Genomic DNA, 12,816 nt, shown 5'->3' with positions numbered 1-12,816 from the left:
AATCTTATTTTAAAGATAGGGTTGTCTTTTCAGACAATCCTTTTTTTATGCCTACAATTCAACTGTACCTTTAGCAGAAGCAAAGTCGACTAATTTGGATAATACAGGAAATAGAATGGAACTGATTGAAGGAATGAAAATTACAGTTTATATGGATTCTAAATAATCAAAGATTATGATTTATCCACCCAAATATTCTCCAGATGTTGTTGTGCAATCTGAAGATCCGGGTATAGCAGAAATACGGAGGTTTGACAGGCTTTAAAGTTAGTTCTATAGGTAAAGGTGCTCTCCTTGCAAAGAACGATGTTGTTTTAAAAATTACCCGTAGTTCCACTCATTATAGTTTGAACGATGTACAATCTAATTTATTACATAAACCAATTTTATTTAAAGGGAAGACGTATGTGCCCTATAGATTGCTTGAAATCTAAATTGAAGCAACAAAATAAAAATGAATGATGATTTTGCATGAGTGAATGCTAGGTACATTTTTTATGTACGTAGCATTTCTCTTTGGATTTGAAAAAAATTTTTTCTAAATTTTTGTGAATAAAAATACAGGTTTGTGAAATTTTGAACATAAGAGTTTGTGAAATCTTTCATATTACATTGGACAAAGCATTACGTGCATTTATTCACAAAGCAAAATACGTAGTATCAAACTGCAATATAATATAAGCGCTTACACTTGTTATATAGATATAATAAAAAACACGCGTAAAATCGATGTTTCCACCGAGTATAAATTTGATGAAATTACAAAAAATGATACTTTAAATACTGTAAATTCTGCGTTTTGTAGAAAAAGCGCTGTTGACTTTATTAAATTAAAGCACTATCATACAAAAATATAAATGTTTTTAAATTTTAACTAATGGGGTGTGTAGGATGGATTTAATGAAAAAGGCAATTGAAATGCATGAAGAGTTTAAAGGAAAGTTGGAGATCAAGCCAAAAATGCCTGTAAATAACACGTATGATTTAAGCTTGGCATACTCACCTGGTGTTGCGGCTCCATGTATTGAAATTGAAAAAAATCGTGCACATGTATATGACTATACAATGAAAGGAAATTTAGTAGCTGTCGTAACGGATGGGACAGCAGTTTTAGGGCTGGGGGATATTGGTCCAGAGGCGGCTTTGCCGGTAATGGAGGGTAAAGCGTTATTGTTGAAGCAATTCGGTAATGTGGATGCTGTTCCAATCTGTCTGGATACAAAAGATGTTGATGAGATTGTAAAAACCGTTAAATTAATTTCTCCTACTTTTGGCGGCATCAATTTAGAGGATATTTCGGCACCACGTTGTTTTGAAATAGAAGAGCGGTTGCGTGCAGAATGCAATATCCCAGTTTTCCATGACGATCAACATGGAACAGCAATTGTTGTTGGAGCTGGGCTGACGAATGCCTTGAAGATTGTCGGAAAACAAAAAGAAGATTTAAAAATCGTAATTAATGGGGCAGGGGCTGCAGGAATTGCCATTTTACGCATCTTGCTTCACCTTGGATATAATAATATCGTGATGTGTGATTCGACTGGCGTCATTTATAGCGGAAGAGCGAAAGGAATGAACCCAATCAAGGAAAATATTGCATCCCTTACAAATCCAGAAAACCTTACGGGAGACTTGACTGAAGCAATTGCTGGAGCGGATGTGTTCATCGGTGTATCTGTTGCAAACTTATTAACGGAAAATCATATCAAATCAATGAAAGCTGACCCAATTGTCTTCGCGTTGGCGAATCCAAATCCTGAAATCACTTACGATAATGCAAAAGCTTGGGGAGTACGCGTAATAGGGACAGGTCGTTCGGATTATCCAAATCAAGTCAATAACCTTCTGGCTTTCCCTGGCATTTTCAGAGGAGCACTGGATGTAAGAGCGTCAGATATTAACGAAGAAATGAAATTGGCAGCGGTCGAAGCGATTGCTTCTCTAGTGACAGAAGAAGAGTTAAACGAAGATTTTATTATTCCAGGTTCCATGGATGAGCGTGTAGCAAGAGTAGTGGCGGAAGCTGTTGGGAAAGCTGCAATTGAATCCGGTGTTTCGGAATTATATCAACCTCAGCTGAAAAGGGAAGTAGTAATCTAACGTTGCAAAAGATTAAGGGGCTGTTTAGAAGACAGCCCCGTAACTTTATGCGTTTTCAATCTCTTGGGTTAATTGTTCCAATTGGTCGATTAAAGAACCGATAAACGCGATAGTTTCTTGCAATGGCTGATCGGTGGTAATATCGACACCAGCCATTTTCGCAAGCTCTACTGGTGATTTTGTTCCGCCAGCCTTTAGAACATTGGTCCAGTCCTGTACAGCGGATTGACCTTCATTCAGGATGCGGCCCGAAACTTGTGTAGCGATAGTTAAACCAGCGGAATAAGTATATGGATAAAGACCCATATAATAGTGTGGTTGACGCATCCAAGTTAGTTCTGCGCCTTCCGTTATTTCCACAGAATCGCCCCAGAAGTTTTCCAATACATCACGTTTAAGATTGCTCAAGATGGTTGCATTAACGCTGCCCCCGTCATCTATGATTTCATAAACTTTTCGCTGGTATGCAGCTTCCAGTAAATGCGTAACAAAGTTGTGGTAATAAGTACGGGCAATAATCGTGGAAATCACCCAGCGTTTAAAGCGTGGGTCTTCCGAGTTTGCCAGTAAGTAATTTGCCATCAGCATCTCATTCATCGTAGAAGGAGCTTCAATAAAGTATAAAGAGGGTCTTGAATTAAAGATATTCTGTTCTTGGTGGGCTAAATAAAAATGGCCGGCATGGCCTAACTCGTGTGCCAGAACAAAAACTTCATTCATGCGCGAGGTCCAATTGATCAAGATATAAGGATGCACGCCATAGGGGCTTGAACAAAAGGCGCCTGTTGATTTTCCTTGATTTTGAGCAAAATCAATCCAACGTTCGTCGAAGGCCCGCTCCAACATCGCTGTGTAATCTTTTCCCATGATGGATAAACCGTCCATCATGTACCCGCGTGATTCTTCTATTGAAATGGTGGGCTCGTAAGTTGGATCCAGAGAGATTTTCAAATCGGCAAAAGTCATTTTCTCCAAACCGTGGACTTTTTGCAAAAGTTTGGCATAACGGCGCATATGTGGCGCTAATTCGGTAGTAATCAGGTCTATTTGCCGATTATAAAGCGTGCGATCAACTTCCTGTTCGAAAAGCAGAGCATCAAAAATGGAATCGTAGCCCCGCATATCTGCGTTCGTTTTTTCGATTTTTAAATGAATATCATACGTTTTGGCAGTTGTATGTTGGTAATCCCTTAATTTTCTCGAGAAGGCCTTAAAAGCAGTGCGGCGAATTTCCGTATCACTCTCCAATTCCCAATCTCCTTCAAATAAATTGTAGCTTAAAGGGTAACTTTTACCATCAACCTCAAAATCATCAAATTTTAAATCCACTAATTTTGTCGTATTGTAAAGTTCATAAGGCGCTTCAAAAGTTGAACCGAAGGCTGCCAATGCTTTTTCGGCTTCAGGATGCAATTGATATGGTTTTTTGCGAATCAATTGATTGATATAATGGTTAAATTGAGGAGCCAGATTTTTTGCATCAGTTAAGACAGTTTTATCAAGCCTTAACAACTCACTTGTGATAAAAGAGAGCTGAGCACTGATTTTTGAATACTTTTGCCCCACTTTTGCAGAACGCATTTGAGCTTCTTCATTTGTTTGGTCAACACTTAAGGCAAGGCTTGAATATGCCCCAATAAGAACCAGCTGTTCATGCAGCTTCTCATATGCAGTAAGGACATCAACAACCTGTTGGGCATTTTGGATATTGCCTTTATGAAGATTTGCTATTTTATTTGCTTCTGTCAATACATTGCTGATTGCTTCTTCAAAAAGTAGTTCAGTTTCAAACAGGGAAGATAGATCCCATGTCTCTTCCTTCTTCACTTCACTTCTTTTCAGCATCTTGTTTACCCCCCATATTCCGGTTTACGAAGTAAATTGTACCATAAACAATTGACATGCACATCTATTCATTGAAAATTCTAAAATTTTCCTTTAAAAGGAACAATAAATAAACGAGGATGTTTCATTGCCGAAACATCCTCGCTCTTATTTTTACCCCTATGTTTGAATATGATTCAGTCGAAATCTACTTCTCTTGAATTTAAATTAATAAACACCCTCGGAAATCATACCGTTCGCTACCTTAACGAAGCCGGCAATGTTTGAGCCGACTACCAGGTTGCCTGGCGTGCCATATTTTTGTGCCGCTTCTTTGCTTTCAATATAAATAGATCTCATGATTTCATGCAGCTTTTCGTCCACTTTGTTGAAGGACCAATAATTGCGGCCTGAATTTTGTGCCATTTCAAGCGCGGAAGTGGCAACACCGCCAGCATTTGCAGCTTTTGCAGGTCCAAACAGAACGCCATTTTCCAGGAACACATTGATTGCTTCAAGGTTGGAAGGCATATTCGCTCCTTCAGCCACTATTTTTACGCCATTTGAAACTAAGGTACGAGCGGCATCTCCGTTAATTTCATTTTGAGTGGCACATGGCAATGCGATATCGCAAGGAATCGACCAAATGCCAAGGAAATCTTCAGTGTAAGTAGCGTTTGTGCGGTAATCTACATACGTTTTAATACGCTCGCCCTTCACTTCTTTAATTTCTTTTACGACTTTTACGTCAATGCCATCCGGGTCGTAAATATAACCGTTGGAATCTGAACATGCAACCACTTTCGCTCCTAGATGCTGCGCTTTTTCAATTGCATAGATGGCTACGTTTCCTGAACCGGAAACAACCACTTTTTTATTTAAGAAGGATTGATTATTATCTCTTAACATTTCTTCTACGAAATAAACCAATCCGTAGCCAGTGGCTTCTTTACGAACCAATGAACCGCCATATCCAGGTAATTTGCCAGTTAATACGCCAGCTTCGTGAGCGCCGCGGATTCTTTTATATTGACCGAATAGGTAACCGATTTCTCTTCCTCCTACGCCGATATCACCAGCAGGAACGTCGACATCCGGACCGATATGACGGTATAATTCAGTCATGAAGCTTTGACAGAAGCGCATGATTTCTGCATTCGATTTGCCCTTTGGATTGAAATCGGAACCGCCTTTACCGCCGCCGATCGGCAAGCCTGTCAAAGAATTTTTGAAAATTTGTTCAAAAGCCAAGAATTTCATGATGGATTCATTAACGGTAGGGTGGAAGCGCAAACCACCTTTGTAAGGTCCTACTACGTTATTGAATTGTACGCGGTAGCCACGGTTAACTTGAACTTGATTCTGATCATCTACCCAAGTCACGCGGAATGAAACAATGCGGTCAGGTTCAACAATACGTGAAAGGATATTGTGCTGGATATATTCCGGGTGTTGTTCAAAAACTGGTATTAAAGATAAAAAGATTTCTTCCACTGCCTGCAAGAATTCCGGTTGGTGAGCATTTTTTAGTTTTAATTGTTCGAATACGGAGTTGATGTAGCTTTGAGCGGGTGTATCAGTTTTAAAAACTTGTGTCGTCATAGATTAACCTCCAAAATTTGTTGTTGAATGTATCGTAGTATGATTTTTCTTACAATTCAATATAATTTTTTGTCGAAGAAATGTTGAACGGCAGAAAAAAGGGTGGAAATTATTATTCTAAAATAGTAAAAATATGTATTTTTTTAAAGGAGGAGAGGGGCCATTTTACAACTGCTAATTGATGCGGATGCCTGTCCGGTTGTTGATATAGCGCTATCCGTTTCATCTCGATATGAGATTAAAACCATCTTGTTTTGCGATACTTCCCATAACATAGAAAGAGAGAATGCAATAACAATTACTGTGCCGAAAGGAGCCGATTCGGTTGATTTTAGGCTAGTCAACGCCATTCAAAAGCATGATATTGTTATTACGCAGGATTATGGTTTGGCAGCCATGTGTATAGCGAAAGGCGCATATGTCATTGATCAAAATGGAAGAGAAATGACATCGGACAACATTGATCAATTGCTTGCTTTTCGTTATGAAAGTGCAAAAATTAGACGATCGGGTGGTCGCACAAAAGGTCCGAAAAAACGCACTGAAAAAAACAATATTACCTTTGAAATTAAATTTCGACAAATTTGTGAACGAGCCATTTCTACCGTTCAAGAGGAGAGGTTGAAACATGATTGAAAAACAAAAATTAGACGATTTAATAAAGAAAAACGAAAAATTAAATGACATTATTAGTTCAAAGCCAGTGTTGTGGTTCAACCCACAGAAACAAAAACAACAGAAAAGCCAATCTCAATTTTCATTTGAAGATGTCTTGGAAGCTGAACAAAGGTTGCAGCGCTTTTCTTCTTATATAAGAGTAGCATTTCCCGAAACGGAAAGTTTGCAAGGTATTATTGAATCAGAAATAAAAGAAATACCTTCAATGAAGAAAGCCATCGAAAATGAGTATACTTCAGAACTACCAGGCAGAATTTTCTTGAAATGTGACTTCGCATTGCCAATATCCGGTTCAATCAAAGCACGGGGCGGCATTTATGAAGTGTTAAAGTATGCTGAACAATTAGCAATCGAGCATAGGTTAATACAATACAACGATGATTATGCAAAGTTTAACGAAGAAGAATTTTATGAGTTCTTTCGCCAATATAAAATCGCGGTAGGTTCTACCGGGAACCTGGGATTAAGCATTGGGATCATGGGAGCAAAACTCGGCTTTCAAGTCACGGTTCATATGTCCAGTGACGCAAAAGAATGGAAAAAACAGTTGCTTCGCGAAAAGGGAGTGGAGGTAATTGAATACTCGTCGGATTATAGTAAAGCGGTAGAAGAAGGCAGAAAGCAAGCAGAGCTTGATCCGATGTGCCATTTTATTGATGATGAAAATTCCAGAGATTTATTTGCGGGGTATGCCGTGGCAGCTACGCGACTCAAAAAACAATTAAAAGAAGAGAATATTCGGGTGGATGAAGAACATCCTTTATTTGTCTATTTGCCCTGTGGTGTTGGCGGAGGACCGGGAGGAGTGGCCTTTGGATTAAAGCAAATTTATGGAGACCATGTTCATCTTTTCTTCGGAGAACCGACTCAATCGCCATGTATGTTGGTCGGAATGATGACAGGGCTGCATGATGAAATTTCAGTTGGAGATTTAGGGCTTTCCAATCGTACCGAAGCAGACGGATTGGCAGTAGGAAGAGCGTCAAAATTCGTTGGAAAGATGATGGAACCGGTTTTAAGCGGATGTTATACGGTAGACGATGAATTTTTGTTTAAAAGTTTAAAATTAATGATGGAGCGCGAAGAAATTTTTATGGAGCCTTCAGCGCATGCAGGAGTTTATGGCGTAATTTCACTCATGAAAGAAGGGGAAGAATATATTCGTCAGAACCATTTAAATATGGACAAAGCTACACACTTAGTTTGGTCTACGGGCGGCAATATGGTGCCTCTGACCGAAAGGGAGCTAATGTTGAATAAAAAAATATAAGGTGCGAAGTGTTTGACCCAAAATGAATCATTTTGGGTCAACTTTTTTAGTTATCACACATCTGGCAAAAAAGCTCATATTTATCCAGGAGACTGCTTGCCGAAGCGTCAGTTCCATTAAATACATGAAAAAAGTAAAATTCTTTGTTCTTAGTCTACCTGAATCTCTTCCACTGTTTGTTCTACTTCAGCACGAGACATTTTTTCCTTGCCGGCTTTCATTGCTGCCAATGTTTTGTGGGCAAGAGCAAGCGGCAATCGGCAGAACAGCAGGATAGATCGCTTGTTGATATCTTTTATATAAAGGTCGGCTTTTTGTAAATTCTCCTCAGCATAATCGAATAAATCAGCACGTGTCCAGCCTTCCGGTACGAAGCTTACACCACGTTCTTTCATATCTTCATCCTGGTTGCGTAGAATATTCACTAATTGCAAGCCTCTTCCGTAGCCGATTGCAAGTTCCCGGTCCGTTTTCACGCCCGCATGCCATTCCCACAGCTCCGACAACATGACACCAACCAAGCCTGCGACATAGTACGTATATTCGTCCAAGTCTTCTTTAGTGCGAACCTGGAACTGGTTTTTTGACCATTTTGCCATACCTTCCGCCATTTCGCTTGTCGCGTTTTTGACAATTTCCTCGGCGCCTTGTGGAATCATTCTAATCCAATCCGATAAACGCAAAGTTACTTCCGGCATAAGTTCTTGAACCGGCTTTAAAATTTCCATATATTTTTGTTCATTGAATGGCGAATCTTTTAAAATAATGCTAATTTCCGTTAAAATGGAAAATTTCATTTCATTTGTCACTTCAGAATGCTCATGATCTTCAATTTCATCGATGGCCCTCATCATTAAGTAAGCGGCCGCAACAGTGGTTTTCAACTCTTTTTGCAAAAATGTAATCGGAATATAAAAGGTACGGCTTGTTTCTTTTAAAACCCGTACTCCATCTTTAAGGAGTTCTTTATCTGACATATGGATGTTCCTCCATTCATTAAATATATCATTCTAATGGTACATTACTTTTCTTCAAATGAACAATAGATATTCTCTATTTATTACGGAGGCATGGCAGTTTAAGGTACAGTGGAAGGTTGAATAGCCCTTAGTAACGGTTAAAATTTCTACATAAAATGAGTGATTGCATGTGATTTTTGAAATGGTTGTGCCTTTCATTGTTTATTGCGTTACAATATAGATAGAAAGAATTTGAGATAAATATTAACGTTTTTGCTATACTTTTTAGTATGGGAATTTTGATTTAGAAAGCCAGGGTGGAATAAATATTGCGTCAATACACATACATATTCTTGGATGTAGAAGCAGCATTAATACAAGGTAAACAGCATATTATTGAAATCGGAGCTATTAAATGGCTGCCTGATGGTACAATAGAAGAATTTTCGCAACTTATTCAGCCGATTAAATTTCGAAAATTAAACAACCATATCCAAAAACTAACAGGGATTACAACCGAACAATTGCGAAATGCTCCCTCCTTTAACCAAGTCATGCCAAAATTCAAGAGATGGTGTGAGGGAGAGACTATTTTCATTGCTTTTGGTGATTTTGACCGTAAAGTGTTGGAAGAGCAGTTAAACTATTATCACATGGATACAGGTTTTATTTATCCTTTTGTGGATTTTCAGCAAAAATACATGATTGAAAACCAATTAAAGGAGCAGCCGAGTCTTTCCGGGTTGTTGGAAAAACATGCTCTTACATCCGAAATCCAGCATCGCGCACTCGCAGATGCAATGAGTTTATTTAAGATATTTGAAAAAGTCGATGGGCATAAAATGATTGAAACGCAGAAAACTAATATCTTTAGTATGATTTTAAGTGAGCTTCGCCCCATGGAAGAATATTATGAATTGTACATTACACATATTGAAGGGGAGATCACTTCTTCTTCCTCGCTTAAGATTCAATCCATTACAACCGTCAATCAAAACTTATTATTCGAGCAGAAAATGGAAGAGCGTGAAATGGAAGATGGAAACAAGGAAGTTGTTCAAAGAACCATTATCCATCCAAATACGGAAGTTGAAAAATTTCTGAAGTACATCATTTCAGATTTGCACCATAAAGTGTTGATTACACGCAGTGGTCTGAAACAGTTATCCAAGATCAATCGATTGCATGATGCTGTTTTTCCAAAAATGGAAACCATGACATTGCAGCAACTGCTATCCGATGAAGAGTCTGTTAATGATTTCACGTTGAATAATTTATCGATTTCAACTTTTGAACACAAACTTTATCGGTTATTTAGCGAATATGAAGAACAAATTGTAGATGAATTTAAAAAGAGACATCTTTTCGTAAAAGAAAAAGTACATATTTGATAAGATGCAATAAGCTTATTTCTTTTCTCTAAATGCTGAATTTCCAGTAAAACTTAATTTTCAAGAAAAAACGATTGCAGGTTAGTTTCAAGAAAGTTAAAGTTTAGAGAGGGAGAAATAAAAGGAGAACGCTTTATGGAAAATGTAATTGGCATTGATGCCGGGGGAACGTTAACTAAAGTAGCTTATTTAAATGAGCAGCAAAAGATGGAGTTTATCGCCTTTCCATCGAATGATTTTTCACAAGTGAAGAGCTGGATTGAAAAACAACCGCATATCGATGAAATTGGTCTGACGGGTGGCCGTACGAAACAATTGCTGGATGTGTTGAAAACGATGAAATCCATCCAATATTTAGTGGAGTTTGAAGCAACCTTTAAAGGGGTAAAATATTTATTAAAAAATGTTGGACATCAGTTTGAACAGGCCATCATTTCCAACATTGGCACAGGAACTTCCGTTCACTATATGGAAGGAGAAAGCCATGTGCGTGTTGGTGGGACAGGCGTTGGCGGTGGGACGTTAACGGGTCTCTCTACCATTATGACCGGGATTTCCGAGTTTAGCGAAATTACTGCAAATGCAGCACTGGGCAGCCGGGAAGGCATTGACTTATTTGTAAAGGATATATTCAAAGGGATGGAACCGCCAATTGAAGGCCATTTAACGGCAAGTAATTTCGGAAACGTGAACATTCTGGAACATGTCCAATATGAACCGAATGATCTTTTGGCTACGATTCAAGGATTGGTAGGAGAGGTTATTACGACGTTAAGTATTCAATTTGCGGAAGAGAAAAAGTGTGAGCATATTATTTACATTGGTTCGACTTTAACAAACAATGACCATTTAAGACAAGTGATTGCAAATTATACGGTCTTGAAAAAACATAAACCGATTTTCTTGAATGATTGCGGCTTTACAGGAGCAATCGGGGCTTTACTAAACAAAGTCGAGCAATCGAATAGTCTAATATGATAAAAGGATTCAAGCAAATTACTACCAGTTTGCTTGAATCCTTCTTATCTATCTTTGCATAAAATAGGAAAAAGTATGATTTGGAAATCAAGGATTACTGACTTCCAATAGAGTAAAGTTTTTTATCGGACCTTATTTGGCTTTTAAAATGGCTTCCCGGGCAAGAGCATCAGCTGCTTTGTTTTCTTGATCTGGAATCCATTTTATAAAGAACAGATCCAGTTGCCCAATGAGCTGGATCGCAGTTTCCAAAAAGGGCTTATATTCTTCGTTTTTCACATATTGTTTTTCAACGGAAGCAACAACAATTTTCGAATCGGAACGGACGGAAACCAACTGTGAACCAAGTTCCACGGCTTTCTCCAGTGCCCGGTTTAGAGCTGTAAACTCAGCGATGTGGTTGTTTGTTTCACCGATATATTCACTGATTTTGATGTGATGCCCTTCACCTTTAATAAAAATGCCAATGCCACTTGGACCAGGATTGCCTGCACTGGCACCATCAATGTAAACTTCTAGCAATATTATCCCTACTTTTTGAAATAAATAAATTGATTTTGACTCTATTATAACTTAAAGTATTCGAAATAAGGGATGGTTTTGTATTAGAAAATGCAGTTCAGCAAAAAATAAGCAAACGCAAAACAGGACAACGCTCATATAAGGGGGATTGTATGAATAAGAATACTGTCATCAAAGACATTGATGAACTCAATGACACGTTCTGCAAGGACTGCCCGATTAAAAGCGAACTACGTATAAACCGCGGCAAATCGGGGGCGCATCGATTTTGCATCGAGCAATGCAGCGTGGGGGAACAGTTGCAATTTTTAGGGAATGAATTGATGAAAATCTACGAAAAAAAATAAGAATTAGTCCGTTCGAAAAAGAACTAGCGATATATAAAACGCTGCCTCGATGTGAGACAGCGTTTATTTTTATTGGAATTAAACTGTAACCGTATTGTACTCCAATAACTCCTGATAATATTTATTCAGTGAAGAGGATGATACACTGAAATATTCGGCAATTTCTTTAATGGTGAAAGTGGATTCGAATAAATTGCTTTCTTGGGCAAATCGGATGGCTCCCGCTGCAATGGCGGAGGCTTTTCGGGCTTTCGGTTTTTTCTCTACCAAGTAATCTTCAAGGATCGTTAACAAAGAAGGTGCCTCGATATTCTTTTCATCCAAGAATTGCTTTGTTTGCTCCACCACTTCAATTTCAAATGGTGTATATTCTTCCCCGCTATAACCGGATTCAACCAGCCCCATCCAGAAGTCGATATGGTGTTTTTGTGTAAATTGTTCCACCGGCTCGTTTGAAGTTCTGAATTTTTGGGCAAAGCGATCAAATGCTTGCTTGTAATTCGTTTGGAAGAAAATCAACGTGGACACAGCCAAATAATGCTTTTCTAAATTCGAGCCATCAGGCAGCAGGAATGCAAAAACTAGAATGCCTTCAGGAATTACGCGATTTGATTCTCTGCGAATGTATAGCTGTTCCTGTGTAAGTGCATGAATTGCCTTGAAATATTTATCTTCTACCTCTAAAACTTCTCCGATAAACAGTTGTGGTTGGTTCCATTGATCCAAAAGTTGAATCATGGAAGGACGAATCATCTTTTTGCTAGTACGTTTTAAATAATTTGTCCAAATATCCGGTCTCTGATAAAAGAAATAGTCGTCGAGTACAATAGCTTCGATTAACTCGCGCTGTAAATGGGATTCAAGTCTAGGCAGCCATTCATTTACGTTCTCCAGATAATCGGGAATATCTTTTCTTTCGGGATATACGTTGTAGAAAGTTTGAAGGACATTTTCAATTTCCTCCAAAATAACCGTTTCGGTTGTTGCTTGTTGTTTGCCTTCACAGCATTTTTTAAATTTTTTTCCGCTCCCACATGGACATGGGTCATTACGTCCTACCATAATAATTGCACTTCCTTTACTATAAATTCTGGTTGTAATGTAATGCGCAATCGATATTACTATCCAATTATAATAATAACGAC

11 protein-coding genes are annotated in these 12,816 nt (G+C 38.4%); 6 read left to right on the top strand and 5 right to left on the bottom strand.

Going from position 1 to position 12,816, the window contains the following annotated elements; all coding sequences use genetic code 11:
• The first annotated feature begins 891 nt into the window (after positions 1-891).
• On the top strand, positions 892-2,100 hold the full coding sequence (locus tag D1B33_RS09035) for an NAD(P)-dependent malic enzyme (protein ID WP_118876045.1): 1,209 nt from the start codon (positions 892-894) through the stop codon (positions 2,098-2,100).
• Positions 2,101-2,145: 45 nt separating this feature from the next.
• On the opposite strand, the gene pepF is transcribed toward D1B33_RS09035, so the two are convergent.
• On the bottom strand, positions 2,146-3,945 hold the full coding sequence (gene pepF / locus D1B33_RS09030; protein ID WP_118876044.1) for an oligoendopeptidase F: 1,800 nt from the start codon (positions 3,943-3,945) through the stop codon (positions 2,146-2,148).
• Between the two features lie 207 nt (positions 3,946-4,152).
• On the bottom strand, positions 4,153-5,526 hold the full coding sequence (gene gdhA / locus D1B33_RS09025; RefSeq protein ID WP_118876043.1) for an NADP-specific glutamate dehydrogenase: 1,374 nt from the start codon (positions 5,524-5,526) through the stop codon (positions 4,153-4,155).
• Between the two features lie 162 nt (positions 5,527-5,688).
• Between gdhA and D1B33_RS09020 the strand changes: the two genes are divergently transcribed.
• Positions 5,689-6,162 carry a YaiI/YqxD family protein gene (locus tag D1B33_RS09020; RefSeq protein ID WP_199677388.1) on the top strand — a complete coding sequence of 158 codons (474 nt, stop codon included), beginning with the start codon at positions 5,689-5,691 and terminating at the stop codon, positions 6,160-6,162.
• On the top strand, positions 6,155-7,474 hold the full coding sequence (locus tag D1B33_RS09015; protein ID WP_118876041.1) for a D-serine ammonia-lyase: 1,320 nt from the start codon (positions 6,155-6,157) through the stop codon (positions 7,472-7,474). Before D1B33_RS09020 ends, D1B33_RS09015 begins: the two co-directional genes overlap by 8 nt.
• Before the next feature lie 149 nt (positions 7,475-7,623).
• Here the strand turns inward: D1B33_RS09015 and D1B33_RS09010 are convergent, their stop codons facing one another.
• Entirely contained in the window at positions 7,624-8,451 is an 828-nt protein-coding gene (locus D1B33_RS09010; RefSeq protein ID WP_118876040.1) for a squalene/phytoene synthase family protein, read from the bottom strand.
• A 311-nt stretch (positions 8,452-8,762) separates the two neighbouring features.
• Between D1B33_RS09010 and D1B33_RS09005 the strand changes: the two genes are divergently transcribed.
• Both D1B33_RS09005 and coaW read left to right on the top strand, forming a co-directional pair.
• On the top strand, positions 8,763-9,824 hold the full coding sequence (locus D1B33_RS09005) for a 3'-5' exonuclease (RefSeq protein WP_233549432.1): 1,062 nt from the start codon (positions 8,763-8,765) through the stop codon (positions 9,822-9,824).
• Positions 9,825-9,959: 135 nt separating this feature from the next.
• Positions 9,960-10,802: a type II pantothenate kinase gene (coaW, locus tag D1B33_RS09000; protein WP_118876038.1), complete on the top strand. Its 843-nt coding sequence runs from the start codon at positions 9,960-9,962 to the stop codon at positions 10,800-10,802.
• A 132-nt stretch (positions 10,803-10,934) separates the two neighbouring features.
• Here the strand turns inward: coaW and D1B33_RS08995 are convergent, their stop codons facing one another.
• Positions 10,935-11,324: a ribonuclease HI family protein gene (locus D1B33_RS08995; protein WP_118876037.1), complete on the bottom strand. Its 390-nt coding sequence runs from the start codon at positions 11,322-11,324 to the stop codon at positions 10,935-10,937.
• A gap of 152 nt (positions 11,325-11,476) precedes the next feature.
• Here D1B33_RS08995 and D1B33_RS08990 point away from each other — a divergent pair, with 152 nt between their 5' ends.
• Entirely contained in the window at positions 11,477-11,671 is a 195-nt protein-coding gene (locus D1B33_RS08990; RefSeq protein ID WP_118876036.1) for a zinc-finger domain-containing protein, read from the top strand.
• A gap of 78 nt (positions 11,672-11,749) precedes the next feature.
• Here the strand turns inward: D1B33_RS08990 and D1B33_RS08985 are convergent, their stop codons facing one another.
• Positions 11,750-12,733: a cyclin family protein gene (locus D1B33_RS08985; protein ID WP_118876035.1), complete on the bottom strand. Its 984-nt coding sequence runs from the start codon at positions 12,731-12,733 to the stop codon at positions 11,750-11,752.
• Between the last annotated feature and the right edge of the window lie 83 nt (positions 12,734-12,816).

Origin of the sequence: Ureibacillus yapensis (assembly GCF_003515775.1) — a bacterium.
Taxonomy (GTDB): Bacteria; Bacillota; Bacilli; order Bacillales_A; family Planococcaceae; genus Ureibacillus; species Ureibacillus yapensis.
The sequence above is the reverse complement of the archived record's forward strand: the minus strand, read 5'-3'. Positions and strand labels throughout refer to the sequence as shown.

Coding starts and splice junctions, on each gene's coding strand:
- D1B33_RS09035 (WP_118876045.1), top strand. CDS start 892: ATGGATTTAATGAAAAAGGCAATTGAAATGCATGAAGAGTTTAAAGGA.
- pepF (WP_118876044.1), bottom strand. CDS start 3,945: ATGCTGAAAAGAAGTGAAGTGAAGAAGGAAGAGACATGGGATCTATCT.
- gdhA (WP_118876043.1), bottom strand. CDS start 5,526: ATGACGACACAAGTTTTTAAAACTGATACACCCGCTCAAAGCTACATC.
- D1B33_RS09015 (WP_118876041.1), top strand. CDS start 6,155: ATGATTGAAAAACAAAAATTAGACGATTTAATAAAGAAAAACGAAAAA.
- D1B33_RS09010 (WP_118876040.1), bottom strand. CDS start 8,451: ATGTCAGATAAAGAACTCCTTAAAGATGGAGTACGGGTTTTAAAAGAA.
- coaW (WP_118876038.1), top strand. CDS start 9,960: ATGGAAAATGTAATTGGCATTGATGCCGGGGGAACGTTAACTAAAGTA.
- D1B33_RS08990 (WP_118876036.1), top strand. CDS start 11,477: ATGAATAAGAATACTGTCATCAAAGACATTGATGAACTCAATGACACG.
- D1B33_RS08985 (WP_118876035.1), bottom strand. CDS start 12,733: ATGGTAGGACGTAATGACCCATGTCCATGTGGGAGCGGAAAAAAATTT.